Origin of the sequence: Qipengyuania intermedia (assembly GCF_019711615.1) — a bacterium.
GTDB classification, from domain to species: Bacteria; Pseudomonadota; Alphaproteobacteria; order Sphingomonadales; family Sphingomonadaceae; genus Qipengyuania; species Qipengyuania intermedia.
The window spans coordinates 849,383-870,384 of sequence record NZ_JAIGNS010000002.1 but is presented as its reverse complement, the minus strand read 5'-3'; the positions used below and the strand labels follow the sequence as shown (position 1 = coordinate 870,384).

Here is a 21,002-nt window from a genome sequence, read left to right as displayed (position 1 = left end):
GGCGGGTGACCGCGCAAGGGCTTGACTTGCCGAAAAAGCTGCTACGCTGAAACGGGAGAAAAGTATGCGCCGTCGCGGAGTCATCGCCAACGCCTCTTGGCTCGTTTTCGAGTCATTCGCGTTCGCACTGTTTGTTGCCGTGTTCTCGGCGTGGCCCAACTCGGGCGCAGGCTTGGATACCGGCGACCATCGCGGCGCGCTTCGTGTCGTGGTGCAGGTCGACGCCCACGCGTCAATCGACGTTCAGGCTTCGCTTGAAGGTCGCGCCTAGCCGGGGACAACCTTTGTCGACAGGTCCCACAGCTAAGGCCCCCAACCCAGACGCTTTTAAGCGACTTCGTGAGACACGAACGCTTTTGAAAGCGTGGCAAGTTATCAATCGAAACGCCGAAACGTCAGGTAGCCGCACAACACGCCAACGCGCTCGCGAATTCGGCCAGAACTTGCCTGCAAATCTGAGAAAGATTCAGACTGATCTTCGTGAAGGGTACTCGTTCGAAGCCCCCTATGGCGCTACGCCAGATAAGGGTCCGGGCAAGGCGGGGAAACGTCCTATTGTCGTCGCTCCGATCCGCGACCGCATAGTTCAACGTGCTATCCTCGACATCCTCCAGACGAAATCGCTATTCCCGAAGGTCTCGGATGTTCTGAATACCCCTACGTCGATTGGTGGAATTCCTGGCAGAGGGGTAGACCACGCAATCCGACTTTTTTCACAGGCCGTCGAGGACGGCGCGACCTATGTTATGGGTTCCGACATCGGAAGCTTCTTTACGAAGATTGATCAAACCGAAGTTACTGCGTTTTTGCGGAAAGCCGGCGTGGGCGGTGATCTGCTCGGGCTCGTCTCCGACGCCCTCAGGGTCGAATTGCGAAACTCGAAAGATTTATCAGAAGAGGACCGGGCGTTATTTCCCACCGGGACAGACGGCGTAGCGCAGGGTTCACCCCTGTCTGCACTGGCTGGGAACATCGTTCTTCATGACTTTGACCAACGGATGAATGAGCGCGGAATTATCTGCATCAGGTACATTGATGACTTCCTTTTGTGCGGGGCAAGAAAAGATGCGGTCAAAAAAGCTATGCTCTCAGCAAAGGCTATTTTGTCCGAAAAGGGCATGACGATCTATGACGCTTGCGAAGCACCGAACAAAGCTTTTGCAGGCTCGGCAAACAGTGGTCAGGTATTTCTCGGATACAAACTCATTCCCGGAGAATTTCCGCCTTCCGACGCATCGTGCGAAAAGCTGATGGAAAACATTCAAGCTGAACTCGCATCTGGCCGAGCGACCATTGGGAAAGTTCTGTCTGGGCGAACGCTCAACGGTGGCGAAAGGGCCTTTGTACAAACGCTAGCGCAAGTTGATCGGATTATCAGAGGTTGGCGAGAATCTCACAAAATGTCTGACTGTCCTGAGGTGTACTCGCTGCTCGACAAAGATATCGACCATCGAATAAATGCCTTCATGCGCTTCTATCGTGAGAAAGCCAAAGGGCGCCGGAGTAGCCTAGTCCGAATGGCGATGGGTGTCAGTCCACTAGTCCGATAACCGATCAATGTTTCCAAGGTTTGGTTTTTCGCCCCTCAAACGTCGGGTGGAGCGCGTCCGCGCTCCTTGGCTTCGCCGCATAAGCGGCGGCGGCCGGTCGGCCTTTCGGCGCGCTGGCCGCGCGCCGGATTTCGCCAATGTTGCGGTGACGTACCCCCGGCCCATCCCACTGATTTCACACCACACGAAAAAAAATGTGGCACAAATTTGTCATCGGTGCGTAGTATGGTCGAAGCGCGGGTTTCCGCGCTCGGAATCCACATAAAGGGGAATACCACATGAAGTTCAACAAACTGGCAATCGTCGCCGCTTCGGCAGCCGCTCTCTCGCTCGCAGCTTGCGCCGAAAGCGAGCAGGAAGCTCAGGAAGACCTGGTCGAGCAGCAGGCTGAATCGCAGGAAGACCTCCTTGAAGAGCAGGCCGACCTCGCAGAAGCACAGGGCGACGAAGCAGCTGAAGAAGCTCTCGACGCCGAAGCAGACGCCATGGGCGAAGCCGGCGACGCAGCAGAAGACGCTGTCGACGAAGGCATGTAAGCCACACAGCCCGCGGTTCACTCCGCAGGCGACAAAAAGCGGTGTCCGTCGAAAGGCGGGCGCCGTTTTTTTTGGGGTTTTTGTTTTTGCCCTCAGGCGCCGGGCGCCGCACGTCCGTGCGGCTTGGCTGCCTCGCATAGGCTCGGGCGGCCGGTCGGCCTTGCCTTCGCCTTCGGCTCGGATTTGGCGCTCATCTGACAGCTGTTTCCTACTCGGTTTGGTTGTGCCTTGTGGCTCGGCCTATGAACGAAACCACTCGTGTCACGCCTCGACAGGCGACTTCTGCCGTTGCCAATCCCGGGCCGGAGCTTGATCCGGACGATCCGCTGCTCGACTTCGCGCCCTATATTCACAAGCAGCCGCGGCGCAATTCCATCACGCCGGACCTCCAGCGCCGCTTCGTCGCCACGCTCGCGGCGACGGGGATCGTCGTGCAGGCGGCGCGCTCGATCGGGAAGAGCATGGAGGCGCTCTACAAGCTGCGCGCGAGGCCGGGGGCGGAAGGGTTTGCCGCCGCGTGGGACGAGGCGGTCGGATATGGCGTCTGGCGGCTGGAGGATTGCGCGATCGAGCGTGCCCTGGCCGAGGGGCTCTACAACCCGCGCGCCAATTCGCTGCTCTGCTTCGTTCTCGCCTATCGCGGCCGCTATCGCGAGGACGTGCGCAACATCGTCCCCGGCCATCCCACCTACGACCGCATCCGCGACGAGGTGCTTGCGGCGGAGGGGCTGGTCTAGCCCGCGCGCCCGCATTGCGGGGCTTAGCCCTCCGGCTGCCCTGTGCTATGCGGCGCAGGGACAGACGAAGGAGCCGACCCATCGCCGACGATCCCCCCTCCCCCGATCACGTGCCCTGGCGCGGTGGCTGCGGGCCGGGTTCGATCACCACCGCGATCGAGGACGGCCGCCGCGTCTGCATCCGCCGCGTCGACCGCGCGGACGAGGCGCTGATGCGCGCAGGGATAGAGCGGATGTCGCCGCACTCTCGCTATCTGCGGTTCTTTTCCGGCATGCGCACCCCGCCCGACTGGGTGATCGACCGCCTGCTCGACGCGGACGGGGTGATGCACCTTGCCTGGGGTGCGCTCGACCTGTCGGAAGACCCGCCGCGCTCCGCCATCGGTGCCGTCCACGCCTTTCGCGACGAGGAGGATCCGGAATGCGCGGAGTTCTCCGTCGCCATTATCGACGATTTCCACGGCCTCGGCCTCGGCAAGCTGCTGACGGCGACGATCCTGCTCGACGCGCGCGAGGAAGGGATCACGCGCTTCCATGTCGAAACGCTGAGCGAGAACCGCAGCGCGACGCAGTTCACGCGGATGCTGGGCGGCGTGGGGAGCGGGACGGTCGACGCCTCGCGCGGTTGGGTGCTCGATATCGACGAAGCGCTGGAGCGCTTGCGGCACCAGGCCGACCCGCCCGGCATCGCGCACGTCTTTGCGGCGTTCGAGAGCTAGGCCAGCTCGCTCGCCAGCAGGCCGTAAACCGCCACATCGCGCAGGCCCGCGTGCGTCGTCTCATGCTCGCGGAACAGGGCTTCACGCGTGAAGCCAAGCCGTTCGAGCAGGCGGATCGAGGGGGTATTGTCCACGTCCACCTCGGCGGTGAGCTTGCGCAGGCCGCTCGCGAACAGGTGATCGACCAGCGCCGCAGTGCATTCGCGCGCAACGCCCCCGCCCTGCCGGTCCATACAGGTGACGTAGCCGATCTCCTCGACCCCATCCTCATGCGCAGGCACGGCGACGAACCGCCCCGCGACGCGGCCATCCGCATCCTCGGCGATCCACGTGCGCCCGTTCCAGCCCGGCTCTGCCAGCCAGCCCCAAAGCTCATCCTCGGAAGTGAAGGCCGGGCGCGAGAGGTAAAGGCACTGCGCCTCATCCGCGAAGGTCGGGAACAGCGCAGCCGTATCCCCGCGCCTCAGCGGGCGCAGGGTGAAGCGCTCGGTACACAGGGTGTCGACGTCGCGCATGGACAAAGCCAGCGCGGCGGTCAGGCCGTCAGGAAGGCGACCAGCGCCTTCACCTTCTTGGTCCGCCATTGCGGCGTCGGAGCGACCAACCAATACGCGCGCGTGCCCGGCTCTGGCCCGTCGAGGACTTCGAGCTGGCCCGCCTCGATCGCTTCCTTGGCGAGCAGTTCGGGCAGGATAGCCTTGCCCAGACCCGCCATCGCACCCGAGAGCGCCTGTCCGGCATTGCTGACCGTGACGTGTGCAACGGTGCCGTCCTGCAAGGGCAGGCCCCAGTCGATCCACTTGTCCGGCGCACCCGGCGCAGCCACCGTCACGCGGCGAGCCGCGGCCAATTCGACGCCCTGCAGATCTCCCGGCCCGTCGACCAGCCGGATGGCGCAGTCGAGATTGGCCTCGGTGAAATCGGCGTTCTCGTCGGCGACGAAGGTGAATTTGATGTCGGGGTTCGCCTCGGCAAACTTCGCCAGCCGCGGCGCGAGCCACTGGGCGTAGAATTCGCGCGGACAGGCGACCGTGTAATTGTCGCTCGCCTGTCCCGCCTGCATCGCGGAGACGCTTTCCTCAAACTTGAGGAAGCCTTCGCGCAGCGCGTCGAGCCCGGCCGAGCCTTCCTGCGTAAGCTCCAGCCCCTTGCTGGTACGGCGGAACAGGACGGTGCCGAGATGGTCTTCGAGCGCGCGGATTTGCTGGCCTACGGCCGCAGGCGTCACCGCAAGCTCGTCCGCAGCGCGGGTAAAGCTCAGGTGACGGGCAGCAGCGTCATAGACGCGCAAGGCGTTGAGAGGCAGGTGCGTGCGCTTCATGGTTTCACGCGTTTAGCAATGTTGCGCCGCAAAACAAGATTGCGGCAATCCTATGTCCCGAAGTGCGTCAGAGCGCGCCTTCGAGCCACTGCTTAAGCTGGCCCTTGGGGGCCGCGCCGCGCATCTGAGCTGCCGGCTGGCCGTCCTTGAACAGGACCAGGTAAGGGATGGACTGTACGCCCATCTGCCCAGGCACGCCGGTGTTTTCCATGATGTCCATCTTGGCGATGGTGACCTGGTCGGCCATTTCTTCGGAAAGTTCTTCCAGCGCCGGAGCGATCATCTTGCACGGCCCACACCATTCGGCCCAGAAGTCCACGAGGACGGGCTTGTCGCTGTCGAGGACGTCTTTCTGGAAGCCTTCGTCGGTTACGTTGATGGTGGCCATGGGATATCTCCTGAATTCGTGTCTGCCGCCGATGTGGGGCAGCGGGATCAATTACTCAACGGGCGGCAGGGCAAAGCTTTCCTGCCGATCCGGAAACGCGGTCTTGTAGGGCGCGAGAGCCGCCGCGGGCAAGGCGATCAATTGCGGCGTCTGGGTATAGAGCACGGCGGCCTCAACGGCCCTGCCCGGATAGATCGCTTCGAGCGCCGCAACATAGGCGGCCATCTGGCGCATCGTCGTCTCCGGTATCGCATCGAGCGAAGCGGGCGGTCTGCGCGCGGTCTTGAAATCGACAACGGTAACCTTCTCTGCCGTCACCAGCAGCCTGTCGGCCGTGCCCATGACGACCTGCCCCTGCACCGTTGCGGCCAGCGGTATTTCCGCAAGCGCCGCGGGGCCGAATATCGAGGCGAATTCCGGCGTTTCCAGAACAGCGTGCGCGCGTTCGTACATTTCGCGCCGCTCCGCCTCGGCGAGATCGGACGCCTGCCGGGCCAGCCAATCGAGCGCCCTCGCCTCCCTATCGTCCTGATCAACCTCCGGAAGACGCTCCAGCAGCGCATGGATGAGCACACCGCGCCGCGCGGCACCGGCGGCAATTTCCGGAGGAAGCGGGGGATCGCTGCCTTCGACTTCGCCCAAGCCCGACGGGGAAAGCGGACGCGGAGGACGCGGCTCCGGACCTACCGGCGCACTCGCCCATTGCGGCAATTCGATTTCGTCCACAGCGCGCGACGCAGCGTCAGGCAGGTTCACGTCGCTCAAGATTCCCCACTCGTAACGCGCGCCCCACAGATCGTCGGCAAGGGCTTCGTCCGGGAAAAGCGGCTTGAGGCGTGCGTACCAGCTGTCCTCATGCGGACCGTTCCGGGCATCGCGCGGTCCGAGCGATCCGCCGATGAACAGCGCTTCTTCCGCACGGGTCATCGCGACGTAGAGAAGCCGCCAGTGCTCCTCCAGGGCGGCGGACGACGCGACATCCTCGGCCTCGCGCAAGGGGCCGACCTTCTCGTCCTTCCTGAGACCCGGCACAGGGACGGCGAATTTTCGCTCGCTGCCAAGCGGCGCGTCTTCCAGCTCGAGATCGCCGGAACCGTCCGGACCGATTGCGGCGTCTGCCAGAATGACGATAGGAGCCTGCAAGCCCTTGGAACCGTGCACGGTCATCACGCGCACCTGGTCGCCGCCCTCGCCTGCCTCGCGCTTGATCTCGCCCTCGCCCGCGTCGAACCAGCGGATGAACCCCTGTAGGCTGGCGACGTGGCTGGTGGCATAGGCGTTGGCCGCGTTGAGCAGCTCGTCGATAGGGTCGTTTGCCTCGCGCCCGAGGCGGGAAACGAGCTTGCGCCGACCATCCATCGGTCCGACAAGAATCCAGTGCAGCAATTGCTGCGGCGTGTCGAAATCGGCGCGGCGCAGGATTTCGCGCAATGCGTCGAGTGTCTGGACGACCATCGGGTCCTCGCTGCGGCGCAAATGCTCCCACAGGCGCACGCCCTTGTCGCGGTAGCCGTGTTTCAGGAGATCGTCCTGCGACCAGCCGACCAGCGGCGAGACGAGCAGGCTCGCAAGGGTGAGATCGTCCAGCGGCTGCGAGGCAAAACGGACCGCCGCCATCAGGTCCTTCACGGCCAGCGGATTGCCCAGCCGCAAACGGTCGACGCCCGCCACCGGCACCCCGTGACGATAGAGGCGCGCCACGATCAGCGAAGCGAGATCGCGCCTCTTGCGGACCAGCACCATCACGTCGCCGGGTCCTGCACGGCGCGGCGTGCCGTCTTTCACCAGCGGGAAGCCGTCTTCCATCCACCGCTTCACCTGCCGCGCGATACGATCGGCCAGTTTGCGATCGTGCTTGCCGAGCCAGCTTTCGTCTTCGTCGCCCTCAGCCATCCCGCTGTCGGCGTGGACAGTGTTCCAGAGTGTCACGAGGCCGGGACGATCCTGCCCGTCGTGTTGTTCTGCCTCCCGGTCGAGGCCGAGTTCGGCAGAGCCGATCGCCTTGATTGCCTCGTCCACGAAATCGAGGACGTTGTCGGCGGTGCGGAAGCTCTGGCCGAGGCCGTATTGGCGCAAGTAACGCGGATCGGGGGCGCCGCGCGAGTCCTGCGCGGCATCGGCGGTGCGCCGCATTTTCTCCGCATAGCGATCGCGCGCTTCGGCGAAATTGCGCGGGCTGGTGCCCTGGAAGCCGAAGATCGCCTGCTTGAAGTCGCCCACGGTGAAGATCGTGCGGATCCGGTCCGAGCGCGCACCTTCACCGGAGAAGAAATCGTCCGTCAGCGCCTCGATGATCTGCCACTGGGCGCGGTTGGTATCCTGCGCTTCATCGACGAGGATGTGATCGAAACTGCGGTCGAGCTTGTAGCGGATCCAGTCCGCAACCGCGGCATCGGATAGCAGGTGTGCGGCGCGCTGGATCAAGTCGTCGAAATCGACCAGCCCTTCGCGCGCCTTGGCCTGTTCCCACCGTAGCGCAAAGGCGCGTCCGGCCTCCAGTTGAGGCGCGAGGAAATCGGCAAGGTCCAGCAAGGCGCGGCGTTCGGCTACCTGCTGGATACCCTCCTGCACGCGCCCGATGTATTCGCCGTAGGACGGATCGATCTTCTCGAGATTGGACAGCCGGCTCGGCTCGCCCTTCTTGGTGAGCAGCGTGCCGTAGAAGCCGTCGAGCTTTTCTAAGCGCTGATCGGGCCCGGCCGCCAGCCAACCCGCCGCGAAATCGGCGTTCTCGAGCCCAGTCTTCGTGCCCCATTCGGCATTGATGCGACTGCACGACTGCAGGCTTGCAACCGGGAAACTCGCGTCGCTGCACGCCTCGGCCACCCATTCGGGTCCGGCATCGGAAGGAACATCCAGTACGCGCCTTACCGCACCGGATAGGTCTCCCTGCCATTGCGGCTGGTACCAGAGGTCGAGGAAACCGGCGCATTTCATCAGCCAGCCGCGCACGGCGTCCGCGCCCTTGCGAAGGCTCATTTCGCCGATTGCGGCAAGGAAACGGGGATCGCCCTCTTCGAGCAGTTCGCCTAGCACTTCGCGGCTAAGGAGATCGCGCTCACGGTCCTCCATCGGCTGGCTGCCGGGGAGAATTTCCGCCTCTGCCGGAAAAGCCGCCAGGAGATATTGCGCGAAGGCGTGGATCGTATCGATCCTGAGGCCGCCGCCCGGGCAATCGAGCACCCGGGCGAAGAGCGAGCGAGCCCGTGCGCGCGTGTCCGGATCGCTCTTCGCTCCCAGGTTGACGAGCTCTTCGGCCAGCTGCGTGTCGCTCATGCGCACCCAGCGGGCCAGCACCTCGTTGACGCGCACGGCCATTTCCGCAGCGCCTGCCTTGGTGAAAGTGAGGCACAGGATCTGCGAGGGATCGGCGCCCGGCTCCAGCAGCAGGCGCAGCACGCGCGCGGACAGGACTTGCGTCTTGCCGGTGCCCGCGCTGGCCGACAGCCAGACGCTTTCCTGCGGGTCCACCGCATCCATCTGGTGGCCCTTGAGGGGATATACCTTGCCGCTCATGCCGCGCCGCCTTCCGCATCTTCTTCGGCGTCCATGTGGGGCAGCCATTCTTCGAGCCGCATCAGTTGGTCGTAGGTGTCGTAAGCGGGGTAATCCGGGTTGAGGCGTGCGGTGAAGGGCGCATCGCCCTTGATCCAGCGATTGATCGCATCGGTGAGGTAGCCTTCCGACTTCGGCAGGAAATCCTCCGGCTCGATCCCGCTGCGCTTGTTACCGACCCTGAGCGGCGTTTCGACATAACCGAAGCCGAAATCGTTGCTGTCCGACTTGGCCTTGCCGAGCGACCAGTATTCGAAGGCGCTCGCCTCGCCCGTGACGCCCTCGAAGCCGCCCCGTCCGGCCATCAATCCAAGCAAACCGAGCTGCAGCGCGAAGCCCTGTTCGACCATCCTGGACGAAGGCGGCGATCCGGTCTTGTAATCGACGATCGCCAGACTGCCGTCGGAAAGCCGGTCGAGGCGGTCGATCTTGCCGTGTACGCGCACGCCCTCGACGTGCATGTCGCCCCAGGCTTCCACCGCCACCACTTCGCGATCCGTGTAGCCCGCGATTTCGCTTTCCACCCACTCCAGCGCTTTCTGCAGGCGCGGTTGCCACAGGCCGCGCATCAGCGGGTGAACATTGTGGTCATCGAAGACTGCCTCCATCACCTCGGCGATGGGCGGTTTGGGATCGGCCTGGTGCCAGCGCTCCAGGATTTCGTGGGCGACCGTGCCCTGCCAAGCGGCAGACGGCTCGGCATCGAGGGCGTCGAGGTCCTTCAGGCCGAGAATCTGCTGGGCGTAGAACTGGTAGGGGTCGCCGCGCAGCCGGTCGAGCGCGGTGGCCGAGATCGCGACCTTGCGCTGATCTGCATCGGGCAAGGGTTTCGGCCGCGGATAGACCCCGGCATCGGGGGCCCGCGACATGGCGCGCGCCCATTCGATGGCCTGCACCTCCTCGTGGCGTGGCAACTGGTCGCCAAGCAGCGCCTGCACGCGCAGGAGGAAGCGGCTGGGAATGGCCGGACCGCCTTCGTCCCGTGCCGCGCGGCTGAGGACCACTTCGGGCGCGCCGAGGGCGCCCGCGAGGTCATGCGCAGACAGGCCGATGCGGAAATCGCCGCCCGGCACTCCGAGCGTTCGCAGGACCGGAGGGGCGAGCAGCGCATCCACGCTTCCGCGCGCAGGCCACACGCCCTCATTGAGGCCTGCACAGATGACGAAGTCGGCGCGGTTCATGCGCGCTTCGAGCAGGCCGAGCACCTGTACGCGGGCATGGCCGCCATAGGGCGGACGAACCGCAACCTGTTCCATCGCATCGGACAGCAGCGCGGCCACATCGCGCGGCGCCACGGTGAAGCCTGCCTCGCGAGCATGGAGGCGAAATTCCTCGACGAAAGCGGACAGGCTGCGCCCGTCCTCGCGCGACCACAGGCGTTCACCGCACAACCTTTCGGCGCTTTCCGCCAGCGTGTCGATCAGCTCCGCAAGCGAAGAAGGAGCGTCGTGGTCCCGCTCAACCAAGAGAGAGAGAGCCGCCTCTGCCTGGGACCAAAATTCACCGACATTCTTGTGCGTTTCCGCAAGTTTGGCAGCGACTTCGGCCACCGGTTCGAGGCCCGCCTCCAGCCTTGGACCGCGCAATTCGCGCTCGATCCGACGCAATTGGCGCAGCCAGACACCGCGCTCCATCCCGCCCTTAGCAAGCGGATGCCCGAGCAGCGCCATCAGCGATACCGACATGGCGTTTTCCGCCATCACCTCGGCCGCGAGCAGGAACGCGCGTCCCGCCGCTGTTTGCGAGAGCGGACGTCCGGCGGAATCGTCGGCGACGATATTCCAGCGTGCGAGATGATGCACCACTCGCCGCGCCAATGCCCGGTCGGGCGTCACGACAGCGACACGCTTTTCCGGTGCCTCCACCGCCTCGCGCACAAGCAAGGCGATGGCTTGCGCCTCCTCTTCCGGATTGGCCGCCTGCATCACCCGCACACCGGATAGGCGGCGCTTCTCGGAAGGTAGCGCGGCCCAGACCTTGCTCCCCTCGGGGGGCAGGAAAAGCGCACCGATCGCATGGCTGCGCTCCGGCGAGGCTGCGGTCATGCCCTTGCGGTGCCAGGGCTGCACTTCCTCGCGCCGCACGCCCATGCGGTTGAGCAGCAACTTGAGATGGTACTGCGGGTGAGTGACCGCATCGTCTTTCGCGAACACGTTATCGCCGGGCGATGGACGATTGCCCGCCCTGCCCAGTTCCTCCCACACGTCCGCATCCATGGTCAGGTCGAAGTCGGGCAGGATCACCGCACCCTGCGGCAGTTCGCTCACCACCCGCAGCAGCCTTGCAAGCGCAGGGGCTGCGCTGGTCACGCCTGCAGCGACGATCGGCGTTGCGGGCGGATTGGCCTTCCACCCGGCTGTCGCATGATCGAACAAGCGATTGCGCCTCGCTGCCGCATCGAGCGAATTGTTCGCGTCGAGCCACGCCAGCCAGCGGGTTTGGACGCGCGCGAAAAGGCGCAGCGATTTCTGCCAGTGCTCCGACAGGCTCGGATGGATTTCGAGGACCTTCTCGTCGAGCAGTTGCTCCGGCCCCACGTCCTCGACCAGCAGGCGGTCCATGGTGGCGCCGGTCTCACGCGCTAGGCGCAGCAAGGTCGCCCCCTTGGGCGCATCGTCACCCATTTCCTCTGCAATCAGGGCGGCAAGCGCAAACATGCGGCGCTGAGGGTCGACGGCAGGCTTTATGCCGGAAGAGCCCAGCGGATCGAGCAGCGGCCCGAGGGCTTCATCGAGATCGAGATCGCCGACGACCACCATGCGCGGCATGAGGAGGCCGGGGCGCCCGAGTTCGCCCGCATGGCGGATGAAGGCCTCCGACACGGTGCGCCGCGCACGGCTGCTGGGCAAAAGCAGCGTCAGCTTGGCAAGGCCAAGCTCGTCATCGGAATAGCGGGGGACCAGCCCTGCAACCAGGGCATCGGCAAAGCCGCGGTGCGCGGCAATCGAGTGAACTTTCGGCTCCGGTGTGACCCTGCCTTCGTCAGACACCCTTCAGCGCCTCTTCCGTGGGCCTGATGTGCTGCGGTGTGCCGACCTCGTACCATTGGCCCGTGAAGGCGACACCGTAGAGCCGGTCCTCGGCAATCGCACGGTCCCACAGGATGTTGGTCGAGAACTTACCCTCGGGCGCATCGCGCAGCAGGCGGTGCGATACCAGCTGGATGCCGGTGTAGATGAACGGGGCGATCCGGTCGGGCCGCTTGCGCGCCAGGCGGCCCGCGCCGTCCATGTAGAAATCGCCCGTACCGTCGAAATTGTGAGCCCGTGCATGGGTCACGACGAGCAGAAGCGCGTCCATCTTGTCCGGATTCCACGCCTGCGACAGATCGAGGAAGGCGTTGCGCGGTCCGTCCAGCCAGATACTGTCGGCGTTGCAGGCGAAAAAGGGATCGGGCAGCAGTCCGGCCGCGTTCGCCTTGACCATGCCGCCGCCTGTTTCGAGCAGTTCGGCACGTTCGTCGGAGAAGGTCACGGCGGGCGCCTTGCGTCCTCCGATATGCGCTTCGATAGATTCGGCGAGGTAGTGGACGTTCACGACCGCCTTCGCGATCCCGGCATCTTCCACGCGGTCCAGCGCCCGGTCGATCAGCGGCTTGCCTGCAACGCGGACCATGGGTTTCGGCGTGGTCGCGGTCAGCGGGCGCATCCGCTTGCCAAGGCCCGCAGCCATCAGCATCGCGGTGTCGGAAACGAGACCGCTCATGCGATCTTTCCGCCATGATTTATGCGGATGTCGTCGGGAATATTGGCGACAAACCATTCGGCTACCGGTTCAAGCGCCTCGTGCTGCAAATCCCGCTCCATCGCTTCCCAGACGCGCGGGATCATCGTGAGATAGCGCGGCTTCGCATCGCGCTTGAACAGGCGCGTGAAGATGCCGACGATCTTGGCATTGCGTTGAGCGCCCAGGCGAGCGTAATCGGCCTCGAAATGCTCGTCCGGCGCTGCGGCCTGGCGATAACGGTCGAGCATGGCTGCTTCCAGCTCGGTCGAAACATCACGTCGTGCGTCCTGCAGCAGGCTGACGAGATCGTAGGCCTTGTGGCCGACGAGCGCGTCCTGGAAATCGATCAGCCCCTGCTCGCCGCCCGCCTTGCCGGGTTCTAGCAGCATGATGTTCTCGGCGTGATAATCGCGCAGCACGCTTACGCCAGGCTGCTGGCGGGAAAGCATCGGGGACAAAGCTTTCTCCCAAGCTTCATGCCATCTGCTCTCGTCCACCCTCAGGCCCGCGGCGGGGCAGAACCATTCGACGAACAGGCCCGCCTCGCGCTGGTAGACGGTCATGTCATAGGGCCCGAACGGACCCGGCGGCAGCTTGTGCAGGTCCACCAGCGCATCGATGGCCCGGCCATAAACCGCGTGCTCGTCATCCGGATTGGCGTCGATCCATTCCTTCATACGCTGGTCGCCGAAATCCTCTGTCAGGATCCAGCCCTTGTCCGCCCGCTCCGCGAGGATCGCCGGCGCACGCATGCCGTGGTCGGCCAGCCATTTTGCGACGTGGAGAAACGGCTTGGGGTCTTCTTCAGGCGGCGGCGCGTGCATCAGCATGGCGCTGCGGCCGCCCATGCGGAGGCGAAAGTAGCGGCGGAAGCTGGCGTCGCCCACCAGCGGGGCGATTTCGGCGCCCTGCCATGCGGTATCGCCAAGGAAGTCGTGAATGCCTTCGGGCAGCGTGTCGCTCATGGCTGTCGGCTTTGCCAAGCTTCGCCTGCATTAACAACGGCCCTGCGGCCCTCGCCCCCATTTTCTCCCACCGTTTCCAGCGTAATTTCCAGGCAGGCCGCCTCATGCGAAAACCCGCCTGCATGATCGGGCCATTCAGCGAGCAGCGCGGCGCCTTCACGGTAATCGTCGAGGCCGATCTCTTCGGCTTCCGACGGATCTTCAAGGCGATAGAAATCGGCGTGGACGAGCGGCACGCGCAGATAATCGTAGGTCTCGACGATCGTGAAGGTGGGCGACGGCACCTCGCCTTCGTGACCCAGCGCAGCAATAATTGCCCGGGCGAGCGTTGTCTTGCCCGCGCCCAGCTCCCCCGACAGCGCCACGACATCGCCCGCTCGCAATTGTGCGGCAATTCTCGCGCCGAAAGCATCCATCGCAGCAAGATCGGGCAGGTAGACGATCACGGCAGCGTGATGACCGCGCTGGTCCCGGCATTGCGCCGGCTCTGGATATCGAGCGTGCCGCCATGCGCCTCGACCAATTGGCGCGCGAGCGGGATGCCGAGACCGTGGCGACGCTCGATGCCCTTACCGTCGGCGGACATGCGGATGCCTTCCAGCGCGCGCGCCAGTTCGTGCTGGCTCATACCGCGCCCGGTATCGGTAATCGCAATACGGTTGAGACCGCGCTGCTTGGCGACATCGATAACGATCTTGCCGCCCTGCGGCGTGTTGTTGATCGCGTTGTCGAGCAATTGGCCGAGCGCGCGCTGCAACTGCTGCTGGTCGGCTTCGACCACCTTGTTTGCATTCCCCTTGAGATCGAGCGTCAGGCCGCCGTCGAGGATCGCCTGTTCGCGCTTGCGCACGATGCGGGTCAGCAGCGGCAACAGCTCGACGCGCTGTTTGCGCAGCGGCATGAGCCCGGCCTCGGACTGCGACAGGTCGAGCACGTTTTCCACCTGCTCGGTCAGCTTGCCGACGGACTGGGTGATCGCCGCCACATATTCTGCAGCTTGCGGCGACAAGTCGCCTGCCAGCCCGCTTTCCAGCATTTCGGCGAAACCGCCGATCGTGGTCAGCGGGGTACGGAATTCGTAGCTCATATTGGCGAGGAAGCGGGTCATCACCGCATCGGCCTCTTCCAGCGCGCGATTGCGTTCGCGCAGCGCCTCTTCGGCCTGTTGGGAGGCGGTCACGTCCAACACGGTGAGGAGGCCATTGCCATCGGGCAGCGGCACGCCCGCGTAATCGAGCGTGCGGCCGTCCGCGAGCTCGATCCGGCCTTCGCGGCTCTTGCGGTCGAGCGTTGCGGCGCGGATGGTCTGGCCGATCTGCGAGATCGCCTTGGGATCGGCGAGCTGGCCCGCGATCGCTTCCAGAAGCTCCTCGGCCTGCGGATGGTTGTCGAGCACTTCGCCATCGAGACCCCATGCCTTGGGGAATCCGCGGTTCCACAATTCGAGATGGCCATCCGGCGCGAACACGGCGAGTGCCTCGAACAGGCTGTCGAATGTAGCCGTACGTGTGCGCAGGAGCGTGTCGCGCGTAGCGGAAAGGGCCAGCTGCTCGGTCCGGTCTTCTGCGATCATCACCAGACCACCGTCGGGCAGCGGTTGCGCGATGACGCGAAGGTGGGTGCCGTCAGGCAAGGGCCAGGCCATTTCTTCCGGATCGTCGCGCTGGAACCATTCGACCAGTTCGCCGCGCCATGCGGGAAAGTCGCGAACCTCGGGAATCCGGCCGTTTTCGCGAGCGACCATCAGCATCTGTTCGAAGCTGGTTCGCTCGTTGACGACGCCGGGCGGAAGCGAAAAGGTCCGGTGGAACGGCTGGTTCGCGAAAGTCATGCGCCGACGCGCGTCGAACTGCGCCACCCCGATCGACAGCTGGTCGAGCATCGAGCGCTGCGCTTCGCGGAAGGCGCGGAATTCGCGGGCCTGCTCTTCCATTTCCTCGATATCGACCGCGTATCCGGCGATACCCTCGCCCACCAGCGGCAGGTCGGTGACGCGGATCGTGCGGCGCGCATCCTTGATCGTGGCGGAGACGATGCGCTCGATCGGCTGGCGGCGGTCGGCGGCCTGTTGCGCCACTTCTGCCGCGGTGCGCCCGCCGACGCGTTCGACGAGTTCCACCTGCTCGGTGACGACCTGGTCGGCACTCTCGCCGCCCACCGCCTCGACATAGGCGCGGTTGACGAGGCGCAGGTGCATGTCTGCGCCACGGAACCACATCGGCATGGGCGCAGCTTCGATCAGGCCGACGAGCGCGCCGAAATCGTCGCGGGCGCGTGCGGCCTCTTCTTCCAACCGGGCAAGTTCGTCTTCGGTCTCGGTGAAATCGAACACCCAGATCAGCGCCGCGCCGCTGGGCGACACGGCAGGATCGGCCAAGGCCCCGCGCATCGCCAGCATCTTGCCCGAGCCCGGAGGCCGCAGGGAAAGCTTGAACGGCTTGGCCGTGCGCTGCGTGCGGCGCACTAGCGTCGACAATTCCTCGATCTGTTCGTCGGCGAGGCCGGTGCCGTCATCGCGCGCGAGTTCGCTGAGATATTCGGGCACCCGTTCAAGGCCCAGCCAGCGTGCCAGGCGATCGGGCGCTTCGATCCGGCCATCCGTACGGACCGTCAGGGGAATGGCCGGCCCTTCCTCTACCATGCGTGCAAGCCGCAGCGCGGCCTTGCGGTGGGCCTCTGCGGCCTGCGCCCGCGTCGTTGCGCGCAGCATCAGCCACACGGCCGCACCGGTCCAAACGGCCAGCAACAGTCCGATCAGGGCCAGGAGGGTCGGCGAAACTTCCATCATTCGCCAGCTATGCGTGCAGCGGCGGGGATGCAATGCCCCGCCGCCTCACATGTTTGAATAACCCGCCGAAAAGCGGGAATTGCCGCTTAGTAGCGGTAATGTTCGGGCTTGAACGGTCCTTCGACCGGCACGCCGATATAGTCCGCCTGGTCCTTGCTCAGCTTGGTGAGCTTCACGCCCAGCTTGTCGAGGTGGAGCGCGGCGACCTTTTCGTCCAGCTTCTTGGGCAGGACATAGACGTCGTTTTCGTAACCGTCAGTGTTCTCCCACAATTCGATCTGCGCCAGCACCTGGTTGGTGAAGGAACAGCTCATCACGAAGCTGGGGTGGCCGGTCGCGCAGGCGAGGTTCACGAGACGGCCCTTGGCCAGCACGATGATTTCCTTGCCGTCCGGGAATTTCACGAGGTCTGTGCCCGGCTTCAATTCGGTCCACTCGTAATTATCGAGCGCGGAAATCTGGATCTCGCTGTCGAAGTGACCGATGTTGGCGACAATGCTCATCGGCTTCATCGCCTTCATGTGCTCGGCCGTGATGACGTCTTCGTTGCCGGTGGTGGTCACGAAGATATCGGCGCGCTTCACCGCGTCTTCCATGGTCACGACCTCAAAGCCTTCCATCGCGGCCTGCAGGGCGCAGATCGGATCGATTTCGGTCACGAGGACGCGCGCGCCGCCATTGCGGAGCGACTGCGCCGAACCCTTGCCGACATCGCCATAGCCGGCAACGCAGGCGACCTTGCCCGACAGCATCACGTCGGTCGCGCGGCGGATCGCATCGACCAGCGATTCACGGCAGCCATAAAGGTTGTCGAACTTCGACTTGGTCACGCTGTCGTTCACGTTGATCGCTGGGAACGGCAGCTTGTCCTGCTTGGCAAGGTGGTAGAGGCGGTGGACGCCCGTAGTCGTTTCTTCTGAGACGCCCTTGATCGCCTTCACGCTCTTGGTGAGATAGCCCGGCTTCTTGGCGACGAACGCCTTGAGCGCACGCTGCATTTCGATTTCTTCGGCATTTTGCGGTTCGGGCATTTCCTCGCCCGCCTCGATGCGTGCACCCCACAGGGCGAACATCGTTGCATCGCCGCCATCGTCGAGAATGAGATTGGCCGTGCAGTCGGGATCGTCTTCCGACGACCAGTCGAAAATCTTGCCGACATAATCCCAATATTCGGCGAGGCTTTCGCCCTTCACTGCGAAAACCGGGATGTCGTTGGCGGCCATGGCGGCAGCGGCGTGGTCCTGAGTCGAGTAGATGTTGCAGGTTGCCCAGCGCACTTCGGCACCCAGCGCAGTCAGCGTTTCGATCAGGACCGCGGTCTGGATCGTCATGTGCAGCGAGCCGGTGATGCGCGCGCCCTTGAGCGGCTGCGATGCGCCGTATTCCTCGCGCGTTGCCATCAGGCCCGGCATTTCGGTTTCGGCAATGCGGATTTCTTCGCGTCCGTAATTGGCGAGCGAGATGTCCTTGATGACGTAGTCTGTAAACTGGGCCACTGGCGGTCCTTTTCGTGATCTATCGGGTTCATGTACCGCGCATGGGAACAGGGGCGGCACAAGGATGCGCCGCCCCTAACCCTTCATTTATGGGAGAGCAACAGCGCCCCTCCGTCGCCCTCCCCTTGCGTATCCCGAAAGGCCTTAGCGTCGTGCGTAGCGACCGCCGCTGAGCGGACGCGGGCCGAGCAGTTCGTCGGCTGCCTGCGCCAGCACTGTAGGATCCCTCGACTGCGACAGGTCGGAGGTGATTTCCTTCAGCTCCGCACAGCCCAGCCACGGGTGTCCCTGCCCGTACTGGTTGGCCATGCCGACACTGATCTGGTCGAGCTTGCGCTTGGCGCCCTTGCTTCCGTGCCGCTTCACCATGCCCTGCTCCATCCGGCGTGCTGCGCCATTGAGCGTCGACAGGTGGTTGGCAGAGAACTTGCGATAGTGATGCTGGAAATCGTTGCTTCCCATCCGGCACCGCAGCGAGGTCACCATCAGCATGATATCCAGCTTGCGGATCTGCTCGTCCGCCGTCCCGGCGCTGGCAGATGTCGGCACGCAAAGCATCGCTGCCGCCGAAGCCGCCAGCGCAAAATTCCTCAAATTTTTCATAGTCCCTGGTCTCCCTTCGCGGACGACCCGTTGCCCGCGATGGAAACCATGAGTGCAAAAATTTACCGGGATTTAAACCCGCGCAGTAAACCGAGGTTAACCATTCGACTCCCTTGCAAGCACGGTTCGTCTCTCTACATCGTGAGTGTGGACGGGAAGACACAGGAGTTTTAACAAATGACAATCGCTGTAGGCGACAGCCTCCCCGATGTAACGCTGGTGAAGGCAACGCCCGATGGGCCCGAGCAGGTCCAGTCGAGCGAGTATTTCAAGGGCAAGACCGTGGCACTGTTTTCGGTGCCGGGTGCTTTCACCCCCACCTGCTCTGCACGCCACCTGCCGGGCTATGTCGAGAAAGCCGAAGACCTGAAAGCCAAGGGCGTCGACGAGATCGCCTGCACGGCAGTCAACGACGCTTTCGTGCTCGGCGCCTGGAAGGGCGCGAACGACGCCGATGAAGTGACCATGCTGGCAGACGGCAATGCCGATTTCGCCGAAGCGGTCGGCCTCACCATGGACGGTTCGGGCTTCGGCATGGGCAAGCGCGGCCAGCGCTATTCCATGCTGGTCGAAGACGGCGTGGTGAAGCAGCTCAATGTCGAGGCACCGGGCGATTTCTCGGTATCCAGCGCAGAGCACATGCTCGGCCAGATGTAACCCGCATCACCTGTCCCGGTTGCGGACAAACGCGCGCCCCGTCTTGCCTCCCGGCACGGCGGGGCGCAGTCGTTTGGGCATGGCACAGCGGAAAGACCCGAGCGACGAGAACTTCGGCATCCTCCTGGGGTGGGAATCTTCCCCGGCAGGAGACCGTATCGCCCTGAAAATGCAAAGCACCCGCAAGATCGTGGAGCGCGAAGAGGACGTGCGCGAATACCGCTATTTCCTGAGCAAGGAACAGGCGGTCCAGCTGGGCAACTACCTTTACACCCTCGCCGGAGAAACGGCGCCGGTCCGCAAGAAGCGAGGGTTTCTGGAGAAACTGTTCGGCGGATAGGCCGGTGTCCGGAATGAGGTCCAGAGCTAAAGAGGTAGAATGCGTCATCCTCAGGAAAATTGGACAGCTTGCGGATAAGGGTTTTACATTCGTTCGAGCCTTGGGAGGATCAGCGAATGCGGCGGATTGCAATTGTAGGGGCAGGTCTCGGTGGTTTGTGTGCCGCAATCAAGGCACGGGAGGCAGGCCATGAGGCCACCATTTTCGAAAGCGCCGATGACGTTGGCGGCACGTGGCGTGCAAACCGCTACCCCGGCGTAGCCTGTGATGTTCCCGCGATCCTCTACCAATTCAGCTTCGCCCCCAATCACGAGTGGAGTCATTTCTACGCTCGGGGCAACGAAATCCACAAATACACCAAATCCCTGGTCGACCAGTTCGGCCTGCACGACGCGCTGCGTCTGGGGGAAGGAGTGCAACGCGCCGAATGGGATAATCACGCGAGTTGCTGGGTGGTCGAAAGCCAGAAGGGTTCGGTCGAGCGGTTCGACGCACTTGTCCCGGCGCTGGGGCAGCTTAGCCGGCCTAGCCGCCCCGACATCGAGGGACTCGACAGCTTCGCAGGTGAGTCATGGCATTCAGCGGAGTGGCCCCAAGGCGTTTCGCTATCCGGCAAGCGCGTCGGCGTCATCGGCTCGGCCGCAAGTGCCGTACAAATAATTCCAGAGATTGCGGAGGAGGTGAAAGAGCTGGTCGTGTTCCAGCGCACCCCCAACTGGTGCATTCCGCGCGCAGATGTCGCTGTCCCCGACGAGGTCAAGGCCTTGTTCGCAACCAATGCGGACGTGGCAATGAAGCTTGGCGAGAGCCAGCGGCAACAGCTCTTCGATCAGGCCGACACGTTCTTCTGGCAGGTTTTCGAATGGACGCCGGAAGGAAGGGCTGCATACACGCGGATCGCGCAGGATCACCTGGAAAGCCAGATTGCCGATCCGGAACTGCGAAGCAAGCTGGTCCCCGACTATCCGATCGGTTGCAAGCGGGTGCTGATTACCGATGACTTCTATCCGGCTCTGACCCGGGAAAACGTCACTCTGGAAACCAACCCGATAGAGAAGATCGTGCCAAGAGGCGTGATGACTGGATCGGCAACCCATGAACTCGACGTTCTGGTTTTCGCGACCGGATTCGAAACGACCGATTGGAACTGGTCGATGGAAGTGGTTGGCAAGGGCGGCCTGTCTCTCGCTGATGCCTGGAGCGAAGGCCCGGAGGCCTATCTGGGGGTCCTGGTGTCGGGCTTTCCCAACATGTTTGTTCTCTACGGGCCGAACACCAATCTGGGACATAATTCGATCACTAACATGCTCGAATCCCAGGTCCGGTATATGCTCAAGGTGCTTGGCGAACTTGATGCGGAAGGCTTGAGCGCGGCGGAGGTCACCGCTCAGGCGCAAAACGCCTATAATGACCGATTGCAAGAGGAACTAGCAAAGACTGTCTGGGCCGACCCGAACTGCAGCAGTTGGTACAAGACTGACCTTGGCCGCATAAGCCAGAATTGGGGCGGGAATTGCGCCGGCTACGCGGATGCGACGGCCAATGTGGACCGTAAACAAGTGGCCCTTTTTTGAGCCGGACGCTCACTTCTGATTTCGGAGTTGCGGAATAACCCGAATGA

19 protein-coding genes are annotated in these 21,002 nt (G+C 63.7%); 8 read left to right on the top strand and 11 right to left on the bottom strand.

Features of this window, described 5'->3' with window-relative positions:
- Positions 1-64 precede the first annotated feature (64 nt).
- The 5 genes from K3179_RS10570 to K3179_RS10550 all read left to right on the top strand — a co-directional run bounded on the left by K3179_RS10570 (position 65) and on the right by K3179_RS10550 (position 3,542).
- Entirely contained in the window at positions 65-271 is a 207-nt protein-coding gene (locus K3179_RS10570; RefSeq protein WP_221564792.1) for a hypothetical protein, read from the top strand.
- Between the two features lie 172 nt (positions 272-443).
- Positions 444-1,550, top strand: a complete 1,107-nt coding sequence (locus K3179_RS10565) for a reverse transcriptase domain-containing protein (RefSeq protein WP_221564790.1) — start codon at positions 444-446, stop codon at positions 1,548-1,550.
- A 278-nt stretch (positions 1,551-1,828) separates the two neighbouring features.
- Positions 1,829-2,086 carry a hypothetical protein gene (locus K3179_RS10560; RefSeq protein WP_090478840.1) on the top strand — a complete coding sequence of 86 codons (258 nt, stop codon included), beginning with the start codon at positions 1,829-1,831 and terminating at the stop codon, positions 2,084-2,086.
- Positions 2,087-2,328: 242 nt separating this feature from the next.
- On the top strand, positions 2,329-2,823 hold the full coding sequence (locus K3179_RS10555; RefSeq protein WP_221564788.1) for a hypothetical protein: 495 nt from the start codon (positions 2,329-2,331) through the stop codon (positions 2,821-2,823).
- Between the two features lie 47 nt (positions 2,824-2,870).
- Positions 2,871-3,542 carry a GNAT family N-acetyltransferase gene (locus tag K3179_RS10550; protein ID WP_221564786.1) on the top strand — a complete coding sequence of 224 codons (672 nt, stop codon included), beginning with the start codon at positions 2,871-2,873 and terminating at the stop codon, positions 3,540-3,542.
- Here K3179_RS10550 and K3179_RS10545 read toward each other — a convergent pair.
- From K3179_RS10545 to K3179_RS10495, 11 genes are all read right to left on the bottom strand, one after another.
- On the bottom strand, positions 3,539-4,126 hold the full coding sequence (locus tag K3179_RS10545) for a GNAT family N-acetyltransferase (protein WP_247712941.1): 588 nt from the start codon (positions 4,124-4,126) through the stop codon (positions 3,539-3,541). The genes K3179_RS10550 and K3179_RS10545 overlap by 4 nt on opposite strands.
- Positions 4,078-4,863 carry a LysR substrate-binding domain-containing protein gene (locus tag K3179_RS10540; RefSeq protein WP_090478850.1) on the bottom strand — a complete coding sequence of 262 codons (786 nt, stop codon included), beginning with the start codon at positions 4,861-4,863 and terminating at the stop codon, positions 4,078-4,080. Before K3179_RS10540 ends, K3179_RS10545 begins: the two co-directional genes overlap by 49 nt.
- Before the next feature lie 67 nt (positions 4,864-4,930).
- A complete protein-coding gene (gene trxA, locus K3179_RS10535) occupies positions 4,931-5,251 on the bottom strand; it encodes a thioredoxin (RefSeq protein ID WP_090478853.1) in 321 nt (106 codons plus the stop codon).
- A 51-nt stretch (positions 5,252-5,302) separates the two neighbouring features.
- Positions 5,303-8,767, bottom strand: a complete 3,465-nt coding sequence (addA, locus tag K3179_RS10530; RefSeq protein WP_221564784.1) for a double-strand break repair helicase AddA — start codon at positions 8,765-8,767, stop codon at positions 5,303-5,305.
- Positions 8,764-11,796, bottom strand: a complete 3,033-nt coding sequence (gene addB, locus K3179_RS10525) for a double-strand break repair protein AddB (RefSeq protein ID WP_221564782.1) — start codon at positions 11,794-11,796, stop codon at positions 8,764-8,766. The genes addA and addB overlap by 4 nt, the downstream gene beginning before the upstream one ends.
- Positions 11,789-12,511 (bottom strand): nucleotidyltransferase family protein, encoded by a 723-nt coding sequence (locus K3179_RS10520; protein WP_221564780.1) that lies wholly within the window; start codon positions 12,509-12,511, stop codon positions 11,789-11,791. Before K3179_RS10520 ends, addB begins: the two co-directional genes overlap by 8 nt.
- Complete coding sequence (locus K3179_RS10515) at positions 12,508-13,497, bottom strand: aminoglycoside phosphotransferase family protein (RefSeq protein ID WP_221564778.1); 990 nt, start codon at positions 13,495-13,497, stop codon at positions 12,508-12,510. Before K3179_RS10515 ends, K3179_RS10520 begins: the two co-directional genes overlap by 4 nt.
- The gene (tsaE, locus tag K3179_RS10510; RefSeq protein ID WP_221564776.1) at positions 13,494-13,943 is read right to left on the bottom strand and encodes a tRNA (adenosine(37)-N6)-threonylcarbamoyltransferase complex ATPase subunit type 1 TsaE; all 450 of its coding nucleotides are present in this window, start codon (positions 13,941-13,943) and stop codon (positions 13,494-13,496) included. The genes K3179_RS10515 and tsaE overlap by 4 nt, the downstream gene beginning before the upstream one ends.
- Positions 13,940-16,282: a PAS domain-containing sensor histidine kinase gene (locus K3179_RS10505; protein WP_221565606.1), complete on the bottom strand. Its 2,343-nt coding sequence runs from the start codon at positions 16,280-16,282 to the stop codon at positions 13,940-13,942. Before K3179_RS10505 ends, tsaE begins: the two co-directional genes overlap by 4 nt.
- Positions 16,283-16,371: 89 nt before the next feature.
- The gene (gene ahcY, locus K3179_RS10500; RefSeq protein ID WP_221564767.1) at positions 16,372-17,781 is read right to left on the bottom strand and encodes an adenosylhomocysteinase; all 1,410 of its coding nucleotides are present in this window, start codon (positions 17,779-17,781) and stop codon (positions 16,372-16,374) included.
- Between the two features lie 144 nt (positions 17,782-17,925).
- Positions 17,926-18,384: an S-adenosyl-L-homocysteine hydrolase gene (locus K3179_RS10495; protein WP_221564765.1), complete on the bottom strand. Its 459-nt coding sequence runs from the start codon at positions 18,382-18,384 to the stop codon at positions 17,926-17,928.
- A gap of 177 nt (positions 18,385-18,561) precedes the next feature.
- On the opposite strand from K3179_RS10495, the gene K3179_RS10490 reads away from it, so the two are divergent.
- The 3 genes from K3179_RS10490 to K3179_RS10480 all read left to right on the top strand — a co-directional run bounded on the left by K3179_RS10490 (position 18,562) and on the right by K3179_RS10480 (position 20,955).
- Positions 18,562-19,041 carry a peroxiredoxin gene (locus tag K3179_RS10490; RefSeq protein WP_221564763.1) on the top strand — a complete coding sequence of 160 codons (480 nt, stop codon included), beginning with the start codon at positions 18,562-18,564 and terminating at the stop codon, positions 19,039-19,041.
- Between the two features lie 79 nt (positions 19,042-19,120).
- Complete coding sequence (locus K3179_RS10485) at positions 19,121-19,381, top strand: hypothetical protein (RefSeq protein WP_221564761.1); 261 nt, start codon at positions 19,121-19,123, stop codon at positions 19,379-19,381.
- 116 nt (positions 19,382-19,497) lie between these two features.
- Positions 19,498-20,955 (top strand): flavin-containing monooxygenase, encoded by a 1,458-nt coding sequence (locus K3179_RS10480; RefSeq protein WP_221564759.1) that lies wholly within the window; start codon positions 19,498-19,500, stop codon positions 20,953-20,955.
- The last annotated feature ends 47 nt before the right edge of the window (positions 20,956-21,002 follow it).

What these genes read in the sequence shown, in the direction of transcription:
- K3179_RS10570 (WP_221564792.1), top strand. Translation starts at nt 65, where the DNA reads ATGCGCCGTCGCGGAGTCATCGCCAACGCCTCTTGGCTCGTTTTCGAG.
- K3179_RS10560 (WP_090478840.1), top strand. Translation starts at nt 1,829, where the DNA reads ATGAAGTTCAACAAACTGGCAATCGTCGCCGCTTCGGCAGCCGCTCTC.
- K3179_RS10555 (WP_221564788.1), top strand. Translation starts at nt 2,329, where the DNA reads ATGAACGAAACCACTCGTGTCACGCCTCGACAGGCGACTTCTGCCGTT.
- K3179_RS10550 (WP_221564786.1), top strand. Translation starts at nt 2,871, where the DNA reads ATGCGGCGCAGGGACAGACGAAGGAGCCGACCCATCGCCGACGATCCC.
- K3179_RS10545 (WP_247712941.1), bottom strand. Translation starts at nt 4,126, where the DNA reads ATGGCGGACCAAGAAGGTGAAGGCGCTGGTCGCCTTCCTGACGGCCTG.
- K3179_RS10540 (WP_090478850.1), bottom strand. Translation starts at nt 4,863, where the DNA reads ATGAAGCGCACGCACCTGCCTCTCAACGCCTTGCGCGTCTATGACGCT.
- trxA (WP_090478853.1), bottom strand. Translation starts at nt 5,251, where the DNA reads ATGGCCACCATCAACGTAACCGACGAAGGCTTCCAGAAAGACGTCCTC.
- addA (WP_221564784.1), bottom strand. Translation starts at nt 8,767, where the DNA reads ATGAGCGGCAAGGTATATCCCCTCAAGGGCCACCAGATGGATGCGGTG.
- K3179_RS10520 (WP_221564780.1), bottom strand. Translation starts at nt 12,511, where the DNA reads ATGAGCGGTCTCGTTTCCGACACCGCGATGCTGATGGCTGCGGGCCTT.
- K3179_RS10515 (WP_221564778.1), bottom strand. Translation starts at nt 13,497, where the DNA reads ATGAGCGACACGCTGCCCGAAGGCATTCACGACTTCCTTGGCGATACC.
- K3179_RS10505 (WP_221565606.1), bottom strand. Translation starts at nt 16,282, where the DNA reads ATGGAAGTTTCGCCGACCCTCCTGGCCCTGATCGGACTGTTGCTGGCC.
- K3179_RS10495 (WP_221564765.1), bottom strand. Translation starts at nt 18,384, where the DNA reads ATGAAAAATTTGAGGAATTTTGCGCTGGCGGCTTCGGCGGCAGCGATG.
- K3179_RS10490 (WP_221564763.1), top strand. Translation starts at nt 18,562, where the DNA reads ATGACAATCGCTGTAGGCGACAGCCTCCCCGATGTAACGCTGGTGAAG.
- K3179_RS10485 (WP_221564761.1), top strand. Translation starts at nt 19,121, where the DNA reads ATGGCACAGCGGAAAGACCCGAGCGACGAGAACTTCGGCATCCTCCTG.
- K3179_RS10480 (WP_221564759.1), top strand. Translation starts at nt 19,498, where the DNA reads ATGCGGCGGATTGCAATTGTAGGGGCAGGTCTCGGTGGTTTGTGTGCC.